The sequence below is a fragment of the Streptomyces verrucosisporus genome, from assembly GCF_017114865.1.
GTDB lineage: Bacteria > Actinomycetota > Actinomycetes > Streptomycetales > Streptomycetaceae > Streptomyces > Streptomyces fenghuangensis.
Window position 1 is genome coordinate 78,229 of record NZ_JADEYH010000007.1, and the last position, 18,667, is coordinate 96,895.

13 protein-coding genes are annotated in these 18,667 nt (G+C 72.0%); 6 read left to right on the forward strand and 7 right to left on the reverse strand.

The window, feature by feature from the left end:
• Position 1: 1 nt before the first annotated feature.
• The 3 genes from IQ279_RS10835 to IQ279_RS10845 form a co-directional block, all read right to left on the reverse strand.
• Positions 2–688, reverse strand: coding sequence for a hypothetical protein (locus tag IQ279_RS10835; RefSeq protein ID WP_307792301.1), 687 nt, complete (start codon positions 686–688; stop codon positions 2–4).
• 164 nt (positions 689–852) lie between these two features.
• Positions 853–1,752, reverse strand: a complete 900-nt coding sequence (locus tag IQ279_RS10840; protein WP_206348176.1) for a tRNA (adenine-N1)-methyltransferase — start codon at positions 1,750–1,752, stop codon at positions 853–855.
• A gap of 122 nt (positions 1,753–1,874) precedes the next feature.
• Positions 1,875–3,104 carry a site-2 protease family protein gene (locus tag IQ279_RS10845; protein ID WP_206348177.1) on the reverse strand — a complete coding sequence of 410 codons (1,230 nt, stop codon included), beginning with the start codon at positions 3,102–3,104 and terminating at the stop codon, positions 1,875–1,877.
• A gap of 90 nt (positions 3,105–3,194) precedes the next feature.
• Here IQ279_RS10845 and IQ279_RS10850 point away from each other — a divergent pair, with 90 nt between their 5' ends.
• Together IQ279_RS10850 and IQ279_RS10855 are read left to right on the forward strand one after the other, a co-directional pair.
• Positions 3,195–4,199, forward strand: coding sequence for a RecB family exonuclease (locus tag IQ279_RS10850; protein WP_206348178.1), 1,005 nt, complete (start codon positions 3,195–3,197; stop codon positions 4,197–4,199).
• 95 nt (positions 4,200–4,294) lie between these two features.
• Positions 4,295–4,966 (forward strand): response regulator, encoded by a 672-nt coding sequence (locus tag IQ279_RS10855; RefSeq protein WP_101257219.1) that lies wholly within the window; start codon positions 4,295–4,297, stop codon positions 4,964–4,966.
• A 105-nt stretch (positions 4,967–5,071) separates the two neighbouring features.
• Here the strand turns inward: IQ279_RS10855 and IQ279_RS10860 are convergent, their stop codons facing one another.
• From IQ279_RS10860 to metH, 4 genes are all read right to left on the reverse strand, one after another.
• On the reverse strand, positions 5,072–6,664 hold the full coding sequence (locus IQ279_RS10860) for an ABC transporter substrate-binding protein (RefSeq protein WP_206348179.1): 1,593 nt from the start codon (positions 6,662–6,664) through the stop codon (positions 5,072–5,074).
• Between the two features lie 92 nt (positions 6,665–6,756).
• Positions 6,757–8,355, reverse strand: coding sequence for an ABC transporter substrate-binding protein (locus IQ279_RS10865; RefSeq protein ID WP_206348180.1), 1,599 nt, complete (start codon positions 8,353–8,355; stop codon positions 6,757–6,759).
• A 387-nt stretch (positions 8,356–8,742) separates the two neighbouring features.
• Positions 8,743–9,567 carry an HAD family hydrolase gene (locus tag IQ279_RS10870; RefSeq protein ID WP_206348181.1) on the reverse strand — a complete coding sequence of 275 codons (825 nt, stop codon included), beginning with the start codon at positions 9,565–9,567 and terminating at the stop codon, positions 8,743–8,745.
• Positions 9,568–9,667: 100 nt separating this feature from the next.
• The gene (gene metH / locus IQ279_RS10875; protein WP_206348182.1) at positions 9,668–13,222 is read right to left on the reverse strand and encodes a methionine synthase; all 3,555 of its coding nucleotides are present in this window, start codon (positions 13,220–13,222) and stop codon (positions 9,668–9,670) included.
• 223 nt (positions 13,223–13,445) lie between these two features.
• Here metH and IQ279_RS10880 point away from each other — a divergent pair, with 223 nt between their 5' ends.
• From IQ279_RS10880 to IQ279_RS10895, 4 genes are all read left to right on the forward strand, one after another.
• Positions 13,446–14,210 (forward strand): IclR family transcriptional regulator, encoded by a 765-nt coding sequence (locus IQ279_RS10880; protein ID WP_206348183.1) that lies wholly within the window; start codon positions 13,446–13,448, stop codon positions 14,208–14,210.
• Between the two features lie 384 nt (positions 14,211–14,594).
• Positions 14,595–15,383 (forward strand): MIP/aquaporin family protein, encoded by a 789-nt coding sequence (locus IQ279_RS10885; RefSeq protein ID WP_206348184.1) that lies wholly within the window; start codon positions 14,595–14,597, stop codon positions 15,381–15,383.
• Between the two features lie 70 nt (positions 15,384–15,453).
• Positions 15,454–16,971 carry a glycerol kinase GlpK gene (gene glpK, locus IQ279_RS10890; protein WP_206348185.1) on the forward strand — a complete coding sequence of 506 codons (1,518 nt, stop codon included), beginning with the start codon at positions 15,454–15,456 and terminating at the stop codon, positions 16,969–16,971.
• 5 nt (positions 16,972–16,976) lie between these two features.
• Positions 16,977–18,596 (forward strand): glycerol-3-phosphate dehydrogenase/oxidase, encoded by a 1,620-nt coding sequence (locus IQ279_RS10895; RefSeq protein WP_206348186.1) that lies wholly within the window; start codon positions 16,977–16,979, stop codon positions 18,594–18,596.
• Positions 18,597–18,667 lie beyond the last annotated feature (71 nt).

The window sequence follows — 18,667 nt, forward strand, 5'->3', positions numbered from 1 at the left end:
CTCAGACACTCCGCGCGGTCGGCGCCGCCTCCAGCACGAACTTCCCGCCCCGCCACTGCCATTCGACGTCCCGCGCCTGGTCGGGGCAGCAGCGGGGCACGTCCGGCGACGAGTAGCCCAGCAGTCTGGCGGACACCGTGCGGTCGCGGACGGCCAGGTCCTGCACAGCCATCCCCTCCTCCGGATCCACCAGGGTCTCGGCGATCCGGGGTCCGCCTCCCTCGCTCGCGGGGTGCGCCAGGACGTACACCCCGCTGGGCGGGGTGCCGAGCCCCGCGGCGCAGCGGACCACCGCGACGGTCTCGGCGCGGCCGTCGCCGTCGAAGTCCACGGCCGCCCTGTCGATCACCTCGGCCTCCGCGGGGCCGCACTCCAGCGGGTAGCGGGCCGTGTCCGCGTCCGGCCCGGGAGCCACCGCGGAGGTCTCCCGCGGCTGGGTGGCGTCGGCGCCGGCGGGCTCCAGCAGCGCGACCGCGCCCAGCAGTGCGCCCAGCGCCGCGGCGGTGGCGAACCAGTGCGGCGCGCGGGTCCGGGTGTGGGCGGGGGCCTCGGGGGAAGACGCGGTGGAGGACGGTGTCCGGTCCGTCCCAGAGGCCCCGGCCGGACCGGGCTGGGGCGGGACGCGGGAGGCGGTGCCGGGGAGGGGCGAGGCGGAGGGAGCGGGCGCAGAGTCTGCCGGAAGCTGCACGCGGGACGGCTCCTGTGAGGTGCGGGCGGCCGGGGGTGCCCAGCATCGTGCCATACGTCACACCGCGGTGGAACGGCCGGGTGCGCTTCGCCGCCGCCCCGTCTCCCGCCCGGCCCGCACAGGGCCGCCCCCGCATACGCCGCGGATGGCGGAAAAGAGCCGTATCAGCCGCGGCCCGAGCCGCTGCCCGGACAGCTGTAGTCCTCCCCGTAGGCGCCCTTGGCCGGGCGGCGGCGGCGCATCGGGGGCTCCACCCCGTCGGCGAGCCGGCGGGCGGTGAGCAGGAAGCCGGTGTGCCCGATCATGCGGTGGTCGGGGCGGACGGCCAGACCCTCGACGTGCCAGGTGCGCACCATGGTCTCCCAGGCGGCCGGCTCATTGAAGGTGCCGTGCTCGCGGATGGACTCCACGGTGCGGGCGAGCTGGGTGGTGGTGGCGACGTAGGCGCACAGGATGCCACCGGGGACGAGGGCCTTGGAGACGGCCTCCAGGCACTCCCAGGGGGCGAGCATGTCCAGGATGACCCGGTCGACCTCGGTGTCGGACAGGTTGTCCTGGAGGTCTCCGACGGTCAGCCGCCAGGCCGGGTGCGGGCCGCCGAAGTACCGCTCGACGTTCGCCTGCGCGATCTCGGCGAAGTCGGCGCGGCGCTCGTAGGAGTGCAGCATGCCCTGGTCGCCCACGGCCCGCAGCAGGAAGGTGCTCAGCGAGCCCGAGCCGACGCCGGCCTCGACGACGCGCGCGCCGGGGAAGATGTCGGCCATCGCGAGGATCTGCCCCGCGTCCTTGGGGTAGACGACGGCAGCGCCGCGCGGCATGGACAGGACGTAGTCGGGGAGCAGGGGACGCAGCGCGAGGTAGGCGACGTTTCCCGTGGTACGGACGACCGTGCCCTCGGGAGCACCGATCAGCTCGTCGTGGGGGAAGGCTCCCTTGTGGGTGTGGAAGCTCTTCCCCGCCTCGAGCGTGAAGGTGTAGTGGCGTCCCTTGGGGTCGGTGAGCTGGACCTGGTCCCCGACCTGGAAGGGCCCGCGACGGCGGGCGGCACCGGTCGGTTCGGACATGGGGGCAAGGGTAGTCCAGGCACGCCCTCCGGCCGTAATCGAGGCCCGCCCCTCCCCCGCGTCCCTCCCCCGGGCGGCCCCGGAGAGGCGGACGGGGCGTACGGGACGAGGTTCCCGGAAGTTCAGGAGGCCGGCTTGGCCATGGCCGCCACGAAGGCCCGCTCGACGTCGCCGGCCGACAGCACCCCGTAGATCTCGCCGTTCCCCTCCACCACCAGGTACTCGGTGGCGGGGGTGGCGCGCAGGTGCTCCAGCAGCTCCTCGCCGGCCAGCTCGGCCCACACCCGCATGCCCTCGGTGAGGTCCTGGGCCAGGGTGCTCACCGCCACCCAGGGGCGCCGGTGCTCGGGCACCCCGGCGATAGCCGCCTCGCGGACCACGGCGACCGCCTCCCCCTGGCCGTCCACGACCACCAGGGCCCTGGCCCCGGCCTCGTTGGCGCGGCGCAACCCCTCCGACAGGGGGGTGCCGGCGGAGACGGGGACGGCACGGCGGGTCAGGGCCCGGGCGTTCAGCTCGGGCAGGCGCTCGCGCAGCCTGGCCATGCGCAGGCTGTTGCCGGCGCCGGTCCAGATGATCGCGGCGAGGATCGCGGCGAGCAGGGCGTCGGTGATGGAGTCCACCCCGCCGAAGCCCTCCTCGGCGCCGTAGCCCCCCGCGTAGCTGAGCAGCGGCATCCCGATCAGGACGGCGACGGCGAGCGCACGGCCGGTCCAGGCGGCGGCGACGGTGCCGGTCATCGGCCTGCCGCTGATCTTCCACACCACCGCGCGCAGCATCCGGCCGCCGTCCAGGGGCAGACCCGGCAGCAGGTTGAAGATCGCGACGATGAGGTTGGAGACCATCAGCCCGGCCAGCAGCACCGCGGGCACGGTGCCGGGCTCGACCGCGAACAGCGCCAGGTAGAACACGCCCGACAGCACCAGGGAGAGCAGTGGGCCGACGAAGGCCAGGACGAACTCCCGGCCCGGGGTCTCGCTCTCCTTCTCGATCTCCGACACCCCGCCGAAGAACTGGAGCTGGATGCGGCGCACCGGGAGTTTGAAGCGCAGCGCGGCGACGGTGTGGGCCAGCTCGTGGACCAGCACCGAGGCGTAGAAGGCGACCGCGAAGAACAGGGACACCAGGTAGCGGGCGCCGCCCAGCTCCGGGAGCACGCGCTCCAGCTGGCCGCCGAAGACCCAGGTGATCAGCGCGGCGACGACGAACCAGCTCGGCGCCACGTACACGGGCACGCCGAAGGGGCGGCCCATGAGAATGCCGCCGCCGCTCTCCCGCGGGCGCTTCGGCCTGCCGTCCGCCGATTCGCCGGGGCCGGGCTCCGGCCGCCCGCCGTTGTCCGTGTCCGCCACGGGTTCCCCTCGTAGAAGATGCCCTCGCACCCGGTGGTCGGTCCCCGCGGCCTTGTGGTGCGGGGGAGGGTGCGAAGGGGTACGCCATCGATGGTAAGCGGCGGTGTGTCGGTGGCGGGCCGTAGGGTCGTGTCCATGGTCTCCCATCCGGCATCCGGCAAGGCGTCCTCGCCCGCCTCGCCGCCCAACTCCCTGTCACCTTCGCGGGCCGCCGACTTCATGCAGTGTCCGCTGCTGTACCGCTTCCGGGTGATCGACAGGCTGCCCGAGAAACCGACGCCCGCGGCCACCCGGGGCACGGTGGTGCACGCGGTGCTGGAGCGGCTGTTCGACTCCCCGGCCGCCGAGCGCAGCGTACGCCGGGCGCGCTCGCTGGTGGGGCGGGAGTGGGAGCGGCTGCTGGCGAAGCGGCCGGAGCTGGCGGAGCTGTTCACGGAGGACGGCCGGGCGGTCCCGGGCGAGGGCGCGGCCGACGGCACCGAGCTGGCGCGGTGGCTGGCCCAGGCGGAGGAGCTGGTCGAGCGGTGGTTCTCCCTGGAGGACCCCACCAGACTGGAGCCGGCCGAGCGTGAGCTGTTCGTGGAGGCCCGCCTGGAGTCCGGGCTGCGGCTGCGCGGCATCATCGACCGGGTGGACGTGGCGCCCACCGGTGAGGTCCGCATCGTCGACTACAAGACCGGAAAGGCGCCCCGGCCTCAGTACACGGCCGAGGCGCTGTTCCAGATGAAGTTCTACGCCCTGGTGCTGTGGCGGCTGCGCGGCACGGTTCCGCGCCGGCTGCAACTGGTCTACCTGGGCAGCACCGATGTGCTCACCTACGACCCGGACGAGAACGACCTGCGCGGTGTGGAGCGCAAGCTGCTGGCCCTGTGGGAGGCGATCCGGCAGGCGACCGAGACCGGCGACTGGCGGCCCAGGCCGGGCCCGCTGTGCGGCTGGTGCGCCCACCAGGCGCTGTGCCCGGAGTTCGGGGGCACTCCCCCGCCGTATCCGCTGATGATCCAGCCCCGGCTGCCGCTGGATCCGGACGGCGGCGGGAGCGGCGACACGGGTGACGGCACGGGCGCCGGCGGGGAGGGCGGCGAGAGGTCCTGACGGCGGCGGCCGACCGGGCCCCTCCCCGGGTCGGAGGGCACGGCCGGCTGGGCGAGAATGGGCCTGCCGAGCCCTCGTTCCCGATAGGAGTTCCCGTGGCAATCCGCGTCCTGCTGGTCGACGACCAGCCGCTGCTGCGCACTGGTTTCCGGATGATCCTGGAGGCCGAGGGCGACATCGCCGTGGTGGGCGAGGCCGGGGACGGCCTGCAGGCACTGGAGCAGGTGCGGGCCCTCCAGCCGGACGTGGTCCTGATGGACATCCGGATGCCGCGGATGGACGGCGTGGAGGCGACCCGGCAGATCACCGGCCCGGAGCGGGACGGCCCCGCCAAGGTGCTGGTACTCACCACGTTCGACCTGGACGAGTACGTGGTGGAGGCACTGCGCGCGGGCGCGTCCGGTTTCCTCCTCAAGGACGCCCCGGCCGCCGAGCTGGTGCAGGCGATCCGGGTGGTGGCGGCCGGCGAGGCGATGCTCGCCCCCAGCATCACCCGGCGTCTGCTGGACAAGTACGCCGGGAAGCTGCCCTCGGGCGAGGAGGAGGTGCCCGACGCGCTGGGCACGCTCACCGACCGCGAGGTCGAGGTGCTCAAGCTGGTGGCGCGCGGTCTGTCGAACGCCGAGATCGCCGCGGACCTCTTCGTCAGCGAGACGACGGTGAAGACCCATGTCGGCCATGTGCTGACCAAGCTGAGCCTGCGCGACCGGGTGCAGGCGGCCGTTTACGCCTATGAGAGCGGGCTGGTCCGCCCCGGCGACCGGTAGGGCGCCCACCAGGACCGGCGTCGCCGGTGCGCCGTCCGCCGCGGGGAGGCGGCGGGCGGCGCACCGGCGGCGGTGCCGGTTCCGGGTTCCGGGGAGGGAGCGGGGTCAGCCCGCGCTGCCCTTGCCGATCTCCCAGAAGCGGAAGACGGTGGAGGCGTCCAGCGTCCACTCCAGCCCGGAGATGTCCTCGTGCGCCACGGCGTACTGCTTGCCCTGCCAGACGGGCAGGATCGGCAGGTCCCGGGCGACGATGTCCTGGATCTCGCCGAAGTCCTCGACGGTGGCGGCGCGGTCGCTCGCCGCGGCCGTGCGCGGCAGCAGCTTGGAGGTGATCCGTCCGGCCTCGTAGCCGTTGCCCAGCACGTTGTCCTCGCCGAAGAAGGGCGCGGTGAAGTTGTCGGCGTCGGGGTAGTCGGGGACCCAGCCCTTGACGTACACCCCGTACTCGCCCGCCTCGATGCCCTTCTCGTACTCATCCAGCTCCACGCTCTCGACCTTGGCCTCGAACAGGCCGCTGGCGTTGAGCTGCTGGGCGATCTCCTCGAACTCCCGGACGGTGGCGGGGCCGTAGCGCACGGGGGTGGCCCACAGGGTCAGCTCCACCTTCTCCGTGATGCCCTCGGCGCGCAGGGCCGCCTTGGCCTCGGCCGGCTGCGGGCGACTGCCGTAGGCGTCGAAGAAGGCCGTGTTGTGGCCGGTGATCCCGGCGGGCACGATCGAGTACAGCGGTTCGGCGGTGCGCCGGTAGACGTCGCGGATCAGCGTGGAGCGGTCCAGCAGGTGCGCGATGGCCTTGCGCACCCCCGGCTTGCCGGTGACCGGGTGCTCCGTGTTGAAGACCAGGTGGTGGACCTCGGCACTGGTGCCCTCGACGACCTCCACACCGTTCTCGGCGCTCGCCGCCGCGTCCAGGTCGGCGATGTCGTCCATGGCCAGGCCGCGGTAGGCCAGGTCCACCTCGCCGTCGCTGAGAGCCTCCTTCAGCGCCGCCTGGTCGCCGTGGAAGAGCCTCATGGTCATACCGGAGTTCTTCACCTCGGCGGGCCCGACGTAGTCCGGGTTGACGGAGAAGACGGCCTCCTTGTCGCCGTAGGAGTCCAGCCGGTACACGCCCGAGCCGACGGCCTTGCCGTCGGTGCGCAGTTCGTCGGCCGGGTACGCGCGGTGGTCGACGATCGAGCCGGCGCCGGAGGCGATCTTCTGCGGGAAGGTGGCGTCGGGCGAGGCGAGGCGGAAGACGACCGTCCCCGCATCCGGGGTCTCGATCCTCTCGATGCCCGACAGCATCACGGCCGGGCCGTCGGGGTCGTCGATGCGCAGGGTCCGCTCGAAGGAGAACTTCACGTCCTTCGAGGTGAGCGCGTTGCCGTTGGTGAACTTCAGCCCGTCCTTGAGGACGCACCGGAAGACCTGGCTGCCGTCGTCGGTGAACTCGCAGCTCCGCGCGGCCTCCGGCTGGGGCTCCGTCCCGTTCCTGGGGAAACTGAGCAGCGATTGGAAGACGTTGTTGAAGACCAGCCAGGACCCCGGATCGTAACCGGAGGCGGGGTCGACGGCCATGACCTCGTCGGTCATGCCCATCACGATCCGCTCCCCCTGCCCGGCGCCCGTGCCCTGCTCGTCACCGCAGCCGGTGAGCAGTGCGGCGACCAGGGTCGTACCTACCGCAAGCGCCCGGAAACGGGCCCTTTTCCTCACGTTCGCATCCTCATCCGTGGTGTGCCGTTCTCCGAACCCCCGTTCGCACAGCCCCGCGCCGCCCCCGGCCCCGGGGGCGGCGCGGGAGAAGCTCAGTCCTGGACGCCTCTGCCCAGCTCCCACAACTGGAGCACGGAGGAGGAGTTGAGTGCCCACTCCACCCCGGTGACCCCGTCGCGGGCGGCGACGTACTGCTTGCCCTGCCACAGCGGCAGCACGGGCACCTCCTTGGCGACGATGTCCTGGACGCGGACGAAGTCGTCGACCGCCTCGTCGCGCCGCTCCTCGACCCGGGTGCGCGGGATGAGCTGTTCGCGGATCTCGTTGTTCTCGTACGGGGAGCCCAGGAAGTTGTCCTCGGCGAAGAAGGGCGCGACGAAGTTGTCCGGGTCCGGGAAGTCCGGGAACCAGCCCATGCCGTAGACCGCGTACTCCTGCTCGGCCGAGGCGGGCCGGTAGGTCTTCCACGGCACGCCCTTGGTCTCCGCCCGGAACAGTCCGGAGTCGTTGAGCTGCTCGGCCAGCACCTCGAACTCCTCGGCGGTGGCGGGGCCGTAGTGGTCGGTGGTGTAGGTGAGCTCCACCTCGACCGGGGTGTCGATGCCGGCGCGTTCGAGGACGGTGCGGGCCGCCTTGACGTCGGGCTCGCCGTAGACGTTGAAGAAGGAGTTGTGGTGGCCGGTCAGCCCGCTGGGGACGATGGAGTACAGGGGCTCGGCGGTCCGGGCGTACACATCGCGCACCAGCTCGCCGCGGTCGACGGTCCGGGCGATGGCCTGGCGCACGGCCTTGCGGCCGACGACCGGGTCGTCGGTGGCGAAGACGAGGTAGCGGATCTCCTGGCCGGACATCTCGACGACGTCGATGCCGTCGCCCTTGTCGCTCCCGAGCCGGTCGATCTGCTCGGGCGACAGGCTCCGGTTCATCACGTCGATGTCGCCGTCGCGCAGGGCCTTCTCCATCGCCTTGGAGTCGTCGAAGAAGCGCAGCTCGACACGGTTGTTCCGCAGCTCCAGGTCGCCCTTGTAGCCCTCGTTGCGAGCGAGGACCGCCCGGCCGCCCTCGGCGTCGAAGGATTCCAGGACGTAGGGGCCGGAGCCGGTGAGCGAGTACCCCTCGTGGAGCTTGTCGGCCGAGTAGACCTCGCTGTCCAGGATCGCCGCCGCGGGGGTGGCGAGCTTCTGGGGGAAGGTGGCGTCGGGCTTCTTGAGGTGGAAGACCACCTCGTTTCCGGAGGGCGCCTCGACCCGGTCGAGGTTGCTCAGCAGCGACGCGGGGCCGCCGGAGTCGTCGATGCCGAGCATGCGGTTGACGGAGAACACCACGTCCTCGGCCGTCAGCTCGTGCCCGTTGGAGAACGTGAGTCCCTCGCGGAGGGTGCAGCGGTACTGCGTACTGCGCTGGTCGGCGAATCCGCACTCCTGCGCGGCCTCCGGCTCCGGCTGGGTGCCCGCCCGCGGCAGACGCAGGAGGGTCTGGAAGGTGTTGCGGAAGATGTTCCACGTGCTGACGTCGTAGACCGCCGCGGGGTCGAGCGGAGCGGGCGCCTTCGCCGTGGCCTCGATCAGGTCGGTGGTACCGACGACGATCGTTCCGCCGTTTCCGCCGCCGGCGCTGTCGTTGCCGCATGCAACGATCAGCTGGGCCAGCAGGCCCGCGAGGGCGGGCAGCAGCAGCGTCTTGCGGTTCATCGGTGACGGTCTCCTCGTCCAGCCGGGTTGTCGCCGAATTCTCCGGCCGGGACACAGACATTAGTAGCCGTGGGGTCCGCCACTTCCCGGGACCACCGGCGTGGAATTATCACGCTCCGATAACTCCATCGCACGATCCGATAACCGGACGCCGGAGCGATCGGCGCGAGTGGGCATCAAACGGGACACATGGAAGCACGGAAAAGGGGCCAACCGCCCTCGGCGCCACCCCGGCCCCCGTCCCGCGCCCCGGCATCGCGTGATGAAAGTCACGCGTTCAACCGCCAGGCGAAAAGCAGGAATTCGGCCACCGCATTCGTCACTGATAATGAACGGCCCGCTGCTCACGGTTTTCGATGCATTCATCGTGCAGCGAACGGCGCACGCTCAGTACGCGGAAGCGATCAGGGAGTGCAGAAAAGGCAGATCCACTTCCTCCAGGGACGGCACGACCGTGCGCCGGCGCGCGGGTTCGATCCGCGTCACCGACGGCACCGCCACCACATGACAGCCCGCGGCCTCCGCCGAGGCCACACCGGTCGCGGTGTCCTCCACCACCACACAGCGCCCCGGGTGCGCCCCCAGCCGCGAGGCGGCCAGCAGATACGGGTCCGGGTGCGGCTTGGTCCGCTCCACCTCGTCCCCCGCCAGGGTCAGCGCGAAGTGCTCCGGCCCCAGGGAGACCAGCATCCGGTCGATGACCCGCCGGTGCGAGGCCGACACCAGGGCGGCGGGCACGTCGTGCGCGGCCAGCTCCGTCAGCAGCCGCCGGGCACCGGGCATCAGGGACACCCCGCGCTCGACCCGCTCGATGAACTTGGAGTTGAGCAGCACCGTCAGGTCTCCCAGGGAGACATCCGCCCCGGTGGCCTGAATCAGATAGGTCGCGCTCCGGGACATCGGCCCGCCGACCACCACCTCACGGTGCTCGTCGGCCAGCGTGTACCCCAGCTCGGCGAACACCTCGACCTCGGTCTCCCACCAGAATCCCTCGGTGTCCACCAGCGTGCCGTCCATGTCCAGCAGAACGGCCTGAAGACCGGCCGCGGCGGCCCCGGCCACGGTGGACGCTGCGGGCGAAGCGGCGGCGGACGCGCCCGCCGCGGCCGGTCTCCCCCCTCCGCCGGGAACCCGTACGGGCGCGGAGACGGGAGCCGGAGCGCTGCCGCCGAAGGCGGGCGGGACCTCGGCGCGGGATAGGGGACGAGTCATCCGTGTGCCTCCTACGGGGACGCGAAGGCCGGTCGCCCGCACCTGACGGATGCGGACGACCGGCCTGTACCGGACAGATCAGTCTACGTCGGCCCGCGAACTATCGCGCGTTGAAGTATTTGGCCTCGGGGTGGTGCAGAACGATGGCGTCGGTGGACTGCTCGGGATGGAGCTGGAACTCCTCGGACAGCTTCACCCCGATCCGCTCCGGCCGGAGCAGCTCGGCGATCTTGGCGCGGTCCTCCAGGTCCGGGCAGGCCCCGTAGCCCAGCGAGAAGCGGGCGCCGCGGTACTTCAGGGCGAACATGTCCTCGATCGCGTCGGGGTCGTCGCCGGCGAAGCCGAGCTCGGCACGGACCCGGGCGTGCCAGTACTCGGCCAGCGCCTCGGCCAGCTGCACCGACAGGCCGTGCAGCTCCAGGTAGTCGCGGTAGGCGTCCGCGGCGAACAGGTCGGCGGTGGCCTCCCCGATGCGGGAGCCGACGGTGACCACCTGGAAACCCACCACGTCCTTCTCGCCGGAGGAGGCGGGGCGGAAGAAGTCCGCCAGGCACAGCCTGCGCCCGCGGCGCTGGCGGGGGAAGGTGAACCGGCACCGCTCGGACCCGTCCTCGGCCAGCACCACCAGGTCGTCGCCCTCGGCGTGGCAGGGGAAGTAGCCGTAGACCACCGCGGCCTCCAGCAGGTTCTCGGTGTGCAGCCGCTCCAGCCAGCCCCGCAGCCGCGGGCGGCCCTCGCGCTCGACCAGCTCCTCGTAGGTGGGCCCGTCCCCGGTACGCGGTGCCTTCAGCCCCCACTGGCCCTTGAACAGCGCGCCCTCGTCCAGCCAGCTCGCGTACTCCTTGAGCTGGATGCCCTTGACCACCTTCGTGCCGAGGAAGGGCGGGGTGGGCACCGGGTTGTCGGTGGCCACGTCCGAGCGCACCGGGCCGGTCTCGGCCGGCTCGGCCGGCTGGGCGGCCGCCGCCCTGACCCGGCGCTGCCGCAGCTCGGGCAGCTTCGCCCCCGGCACGCCGCGCTTGACGCCGATCAGCGCGTCCATAAGCCGCAGCCCCTCGAAGGCGTCACGGGCGTAGCGGACCTCGCCCTCATAGAGGGCGTGCAGGTCCTGCTCGACGTAGGCACGGGTCAGCGCGGCCCCGCCCAGGATCACCGGATACCTCGCGGCCAGCTCGCGGGCGTTGAGCTCCTGCAGGTTCTCCTTCATGATCACTGTGGACTTCACCAGCAGCCCGGACATGCCGATCACATCCGCGCGGTGCTCCTCGGCCGCCTCCACGATCGCCGTCACCGGCTGCTTGATCCCGAGGTTGACCACGTTGTAGCCGTTGTTGGACAGGATGATGTCGACCAGGTTCTTGCCGATGTCGTGCACGTCTCCGCGCACCGTGGCCAGCACGATCGTGCCCTTGCCCTCCTCGCCCTCGGTCTTCTCCATGTGGGGCTCCAGGTAGGCGACGGCCGTCTTCATCACCTCGGCCGACTGCAACACGAACGGCAGCTGCATCTGCCCGGAACCGAACAGCTCCCCGACCACCTTCATGCCCGCCAGCAGGGTGTCGTTGACGATGTCCAGAGCCGGACGCGTCTCCAGGGCCGCGTCCAGGTCGGCCTCCAGGCCGTTCCGCTCCCCGTCGATGATCCTGCGCCGCAGCCGCTCCTCCAGCGGCAGCGCGGCCAACTCCTCGGCCCGGGAGGCCTGCACACTCCTGGTGTCCACGCCCTCGAACAGCGACAGGAACCGCTGCAGCGGGTCGTAGCCCTCCGCCCGCCGGTCGTGGATCAGATCCAGCGCCACCTGGACCTGCTCGTCGGGGATCCGCGCGATGGGCAGGATCTTGGAGGCGTGCACGATCGCCGAGTCCAGGCCGGCCTTCACGCACTCGTCCAGGAAGACGGAGTTGAGCACCATCCGGGCGGCCGGGTTCAGGCCGAAGGAGATGTTCGACAGCCCCAGCGTGGTCTGCACCCGCGGATGCCGCCGCTTGAGCTCACCGATCGCCTCGATGGTGGCCACCCCGTCGCGGCGGGACTCCTCGGTGCCGGTGCAGATGGTGAACGTCAGGCAGTCGATGAGGATGTCCTCCTCCCGGATGCCCCAGTTCCCTGTCAGGTCGGCGATCAGCCGCTCGGCCACCGCCACCTTGTGCCCGGCCGAGCGGGCCTGCCCGTCCTCGTCGATGGTCAGCGCGATCAGCGCCGCGCCGTGCTCGGCCGCCAGAGCCGTGATCTTCGCCAACCGGGAGCCGGGCCCGTCGCCGTCCTCGTAGTTCACACTGTTGATCACCGCGCGGCCGCCCAGCTTCTCCAGCCCCGCCGCGATCACCGCCGGCTCGGTGGAGTCCAGAACGATCGGCAGCGTGGAGGCCGTCGCCAACCGCCCGGCCAGCTCGGCCATGTCCGCCACACCGTCACGCCCGACGTAGTCCACGCACAGATCCAGCATGTGCGCACCCTCGCGGATCTGCTCCCGCGCGATCTCCACGCAGTCCTCCCACCGCCCTTCCAGCATGGCGGTGCGGAACTTCTTCGACCCGTTGGCGTTGGTGCGCTCCCCGATCGCCAGATACGAGGTGTCCTGCCGGAACGGCACCGCCTGGTACAGCGACGCCGCCCCCGGCTCCGGCCGCACCTCCCGCCCGGCCGGCGCCGCCCCCCGCACCCGCTCGACGACCTGCCTCAGGTGCTCCGGCGTCGTCCCGCAGCACCCGCCCACCAGCGACAGCCCGTACTCGGCCACGAACGACTCCTGCGCATCCGCCAGCTCGCCCGGCGTGAGCGGATAGCGCGCACCGTCGGCGGTCAGCTCCGGCAGCCCCGCGTTCGGCATACAGGACAGCGGAACGCGGGAGTGGCGGGCCAGATACCGCAGATGCTCGCTCATCTCCGCCGGGCCGGTGGCGCAGTTCAGCCCGATCATGTCGATGCCCAGCGGCTCCAGCGCCGTCAGGGCCGCACCGATCTCACTGCCCAGCAGCATCGTGCCGGTCGTCTCCACCGTCACCGAGCAGATCACCGGCACCGACAGCCCGGCCGCATCCAGCGCCCGGCGCGCCCCCAGCACCGCGGCCTTGGTCTGCAGCAGGTCCTGGGTCGTCTCGACCAGCAGCGCGTCCGCCCCGCCCGCCAGCAGACCCTCGGCATTGCGCTGATAGGCGTCCCGCAGCGTGCGGTACTCGACATGGCCGAGGGTGGGCAGCTTGGTGCCCGGCCCCATCGCCCCCAGCACCCACCGCTGGCGCCCCGTGTCCCGCGTGAAGGTGTCGGCCACCTCGCGCGCCACCCGGGCCCCGGCCTCGGACAGCTCGTACACCCGGTCGGCGATGTCGTACTCCGCGAGCGCCGCGTGGTTGGCGCCGAAGGTGTTGGTCTCCACACAGTCCACACCCACCGCGAGGTACGCCTCGTGCACCGAGGCCACGATGTCGGGGCGGGTGACGTTGAGGACCTCGTTGCAGCCCTCCAGCTGCTGGAAGTCCTCCAGCGACGGATCGGCCGCCTGCAGCATCGTGCCCATCGCCCCGTCGGCCACCACCACCCGCGAGGACAGCGCCTCACGCAGGGCATCGGCGCGGGGGGTCTTCGACGTACCGGCGGAGGCGGGTCCGGCGGTCGGCGTCGGGTCGAGGTCGTGCGGGGTCGGCGAAGCTGCCATGGAAGGGCTCCCAGAGATGCGACGGCTGTCGGCTTTGCGTCTTCCATCGGGAAGCGCACCGGGTCAGGGTATCCGTCGGCACCGTGAGAGCCGCAAGTGTCCCGAGGCGTGGACGCCGGACTTCGGACGGCTACCGCGGTATCGGCATGATCCGATAGCGTTCGGCATTGTCGAATGCCGTCTTCAGGCCCACCTGGAGAAGCGAACAGAGGAGAGGTGCGCGATGGCCCGGACCATCCAGTCGCTGGAGCGGGCGGCGGCGGTGCTGCGACTGCTCGCCGGGGGCGAGCGGCGCCTCGGGCTGTCCGACATCGCCTCCACCCTGGGCCTGGCCAAGGGCACCGCCCACGGCCTGCTGCGCACCCTCCAGCAGGAGGGCTTCGTCGAGCAGGATCCCGCCTCGGGCAGGTACCAGCTGGGTGCGGAGCTGCTGCGGCTGGGCAACAGCTACCTGGACGTCCACGAACTGCGGGCCCGCGCCCTGGTGTGGACCGACGACCTGGCCCGTTCCAGTGGAGAGAGCGTCTACCTGGGCGTGCTCCACCAGCAGGGTGTACTGATCGTGCACCACGTCTTCCGCCCCGACGACAGCCGGCAGGTACTGGAGGTGGGTGCGATGCAGCCACTGCACAGCACCGCGCTGGGCAAGGTGCTGGCGGCGTACGACCCGGTGGCCCACAGCGAGGCGATGGACTCCGGGCGCGAGGCGCTGACCGCGCACACGATCACCGATCCGGAGTCGTTCGAGGAGGTCCTGGAGCTGACCCGGTCCCGCGGCTGGGCCGCGGATGTCGAGGAGACCTGGGAGGGGGTCGCCTCCATCGCCGCCCCCGTGCACGACCGGCGCCGGATGCCGGTGGGCGCCGTGGCCGTCACCGGCGCGGTGGAGCGGGTGTGCTCGGACGGGGAGATACAGCCGCGGCTGGTGGCGGCCGTGCGGGACTGCGCGCGGGCGGTGTCGCGCGACCTGGGCGCGGGCCGTTTCTGACCCGTCGCGCTTCACCTCGTCCCGCTCTCGCCGGCCCGCCCGGTTCGCCCCGGTCCGTCGGCATCGGAAGTTCATTCATCTGCTTGGCATATTATTTTTCGATTCGAGTCTCCGCCCGGTTCGGAGCAGTCGCCCCTGGGCAGTGTCCGAAGGCGCCCCGTGCACACCCCCGCTCGCCCGGTCCCGTCCGGCCGCTTCAGCACGGTTTCGGCCGTGCGGCCCGTGTCCGCCGTCACGATCCGCCACCCACGCCCTTGACGAGATGTTCGACTGAGGTAAAACTGCCGTTCGGCGGTCGACAATGTCGAACAGCGAACGGAACTCGGTCCGCCTCCCCCACCTCTTCCATCTGGCTCCCTCCGGACAAGAGCAAAGGAGTCGCGGGTGTCCAGCTCCGACATATTCCTGGGCGAGGTCATCGGCACCGCCGTCCTGATCCTGCTGGGCGGCGGCGTCTGCGCCGCCGTCACGCTCAGACGATCCAAGGCCGCCGGCGCCGGCTGGGCCGCCATCACCTTCGGCTGGGGATTCGCCGTCCTCACCGCCGCCTACATCTCCCTGGGCCTCTCCGGCGCCCACCTCAACCCTGCGGTCACCGTGGGCATCGCCGTGCAGAGCGGGGAGTGGGACAAGGTGCCCGTCTACTTCGCCGGCCAGCTGCTCGGCGCCATGGCGGGCGCCGTCCTGGTGTGGGTCTCCTACTACGGCCAGTTCCTGGCGCACCTGACCGACCGCGAGGTCGTCGGCGGCCCCGGCGCCCAGACGACGGCCGCCGCCGACCGGCGGCGCTCCGACGCCCCCGGCCCGGTGCTCGGGGTCTTCTCCACCGCCCCCGAGATCCGCAACCCCGTGCAGAACACGGCCACCGAGACCATCGCCACCGCCGTGCTGGTCCTGGCCATCCTCACCCAGGGCCTCACCGAGGGGCTGGCCCTGTCCGGCACCGGCGTCCTCGTCACCGCCCTGGTCGTCGTCGGCATCGGCCTCTCACTGGGCGGCCCGACCGGGTACGCGATCAACCCCGCCCGCGACCTCGGACCGCGCATCGTGCACGCCCTGCTCCCGCTGCCCAACAAGGGCGGATCGGACTGGAGCTACGCCTGGGTCCCGGTGGCGGGCCCCCTGCTGGGCGGAGCGATCGCGGGCCTCCTCTACCGGCTCGCGTTCGCCTGACCTCCTCCCCGCCCCCACTCCCTCCGATCCCCCGGCACCATCCCGCCGCCCACCCTTGGAGCACCCCGACATGAGCGACACCCGCCGCGAGTTCATCGCCGCCATCGACCAGGGCACCACTTCCAGCCGCTGCATCGTCTTCGACCGGGACGGCCGCATCGTCTCGGTCGGCCAGAAGGAGCACGAGCAGATCTTCCCCGAGCCCGGCCGGGTCGAGCACGACGCCGCCGAGATCTGGACCAACGTCCAGGAGGTGATCACCGAGGCCCTGGACAAGGCCGGCATCACGCGCGAGGACGTACGGGCGCTGGGCATCACCAACCAGCGCGAGACGACGCTGCTGTGGGACAGGGCCACCGGCGAGCCGGTCCACAACGCCATCGTCTGGCAGGACACCCGCACCGACGCGCTCTGCCGGGAGCTGGGCCGCAACGTCGGGCAGGACCGCTTCCGCCGCGAGACCGGCCTGCCGCTCGCCTCCTACTTCGCGGGCCCGAAGATCCGCTGGCTGCTGGACAACGTCGAAGGACTGCGCGAGCGCGCCGAGGCCGGCGAGATTCTCTTCGGCACCATGGACTCCTGGGTGATCTGGAACCTCACCGGCGGCACGGAGGGAGGCGTGCACGTCACCGACGTCACCAACGCCTCCCGCACCCTGCTGATGAACCTGCGCACCATGGACTGGGATCCGCGCATCTGCGAGTCCATGGGCGTGCCCATGGCGGTGCTGCCCGAGATCCGCTCCTCCGCCGAGGTCTACGGCGAGGCCCGCGGGGCACTGGCGGGCGTTCCGGTGGCCTCCGCGCTCGGCGACCAGCAGGCCGCGCTGTTCGGCCAGACCTGCTTCTCACCGGGCGAGGCCAAGTCGACGTACGGAACCGGTACGTTCCTGCTGCTCAACACCGGTTCCGAGGCCGTCAACTCCTACAACGGCCTGCTGACCACCGTCGGGTACCGCATCGGCGACCAGGACCCGGTGTACGCGCTGGAGGGATCGATCGCGGTCACCGGTTCGTTGGTCCAGTGGATGCGCGACCAGATGGGCCTGATCAACAGCGCCGCCGAGATCGAGACGCTGGCCAGTTCGGTCGAGGACAACGGCGGCGCCTACTTCGTCCCCGCCTTCTCCGGGCTGTTCGCCCCCTACTGGCGCTCTGACGCCCGGGGCGTCATAGCGGGCCTGACCCGCTACGTCACCAAGGCGCACATCGCCCGCGCGGTGCTGGAGGCGACGGCCTGGCAGACCCGCGAGATCGTCGACGCGATGGAGAAGGACTCCCGCGTCGAGCTGACCGCCCTGAGAGTGGACGGCGGCATGACCAGCAACAACCTGCTGATGCAGTGCATCTCCGATGTCCTGGACGCCCCGGTCGTCCGGCCGATGGTCGCCGAGACCACCTGCCTGGGCGCCGCCTACGCGGCCGGCCTGGCCGTCGGCTTCTGGCCGGACACCGACGCCCTGCGCGCCAACTGGCGGCGGGCCGCGGAGTGGACGCCCCGGATGGAGGCGGGCACCCGCGAACGCGAGTACAAGAACTGGCTCAAGGCCGTGGAGCGGACCATGGGCTGGCTCGAAGAGGAGAACTGATCCACATGAACACCCTCAAAAGCGCCCCCACCCTCGGGGCGCGCCCGGCCGCCGGCCCGGACCCGGGCCGTGCCGAGAGGCGGGAGGTGCTGGAGAGCGCGGTCTTCGACCTGCTGGTCGTCGGCGGCGGCATCCTGGGCACCTCGGTCGCCTGGCACGCGGCGCAGTCGGGGCTGCGGGTGGCGATGGTGGACGCCGGCGACTTCGCCGGCGCCACCTCCTCCGCCTCCTCCAAACTGGTCCACGGCGGGCTGCGCTACCTGCGGACCGGCGCGGTGAGGCTGGTCGCCGAGAACCACCACGAGCGGCGGGTGCTGGCCAAGGACGTGGCCCCGCACCTGGTCAGCCCGCTCACCTTCCACCTGCCGGTCTACCGGGGCGGCCCGCACGGCGCGGCCAAGCTCGGCGCGGGCGTCTTCGCCTACTCCGCCCTGTCCGCCTTCGGGGACGGAGTGGGCCGGCTGATCTCCCCGGCGAAGGCCGCCGCCGACAACCCGGCGCTGCGCACCGACGGCCTCAAGGCGGTCGCGGTCTACGGCGACCACCAGATGAACGACTCCCGGGTCGCGGTGATGACCGTCCGCGCCGCCGTGGACTGCGGCTCGGTCGTCCTCAACCACGCCGAGGTCACCGGTCTGCGCTTCACCCACGGCCGGGTCACCGGCGCGGAGCTGAAGGACCGGCTGGACGGCACGGAGTTCAAGGTGGACGCCCGGCTGGTGCTCAACGCCACCGGACCGTGGGTGGACCACCTGCGGCGGATGGAGTACGCGGGCGCGGCGCCCAGCGTCCGGCTGTCCAAGGGCGCGCACCTGGTGCTGAGGCGTACGGCGCCGTGGCGGGCGGCGCTGGCCACGCCCGTCGACAGGTACCGCATCACCTTCGCCCTCCCCTGGGAGGACCATCTGCTGCTGGGCACCACCGACGAGGCATACGAGGGCGACCCGGCCGAGGTGTCGGCCACCGACGCCGACGTCCGGCAGATCCTGGACGAGGCCGCCTTCTCCGTGCGCGACGAGCAGCTCTCACCGGACCTGGTGACCTACGCCTTCGCGGGCCTGCGGGTGCTGCCCGGCGGCCCGGGCGGTGTGGAGTCGGCCAGGCGGGAGACGGTCCTCACCGAGGGCCGCGGCGGGATGCTCTCGGTCGCGGGCGGCAAGTGGACCACCTACCGGCACATCGGCCGCACCGTCCTGCGGAAGCTGGCGGCGCTGCCGGGCACCGCGCGGACCGGTTTCGCCGAGGACGCCGTGCCGGTCTCCGAGCTGGTGCGGCGGGTGCCGCTGCCGGGTGTGGCCAACCCGGACGCGGTCGCCCACCGGCTGCTGGTGGACCGCGAGCCGGGCACCCGGCTCGACCCGCTGACCGCCAGGCACCTGGCGACCCACTACGGAGCGCTGGCGTTCGACATCGCACGCCTGGTGCACGAGGACCCGGCGCTGGGCGAGCGCGTCCACCCGGACGCCCCGGAGATCTGGGCGCAGGTCGTCTACGCCCGCGACCGCGAGTGGGCCGCGACGGCGGACGACGTGCTGCGCCGCCGCACCACGCTGACCGTCCGCGGTCTGGACACCGGGGAGGTCCGCGACGGGGTCGCGAAGGTGCTGGAGGGGCGCCGGCCCTGACCTCCCGCGCCCCGGTGCTCCGCGGGCCCGTACGGCGCGGCTCGCCGCCCGCCGTACGGGCCCGCGCGCCG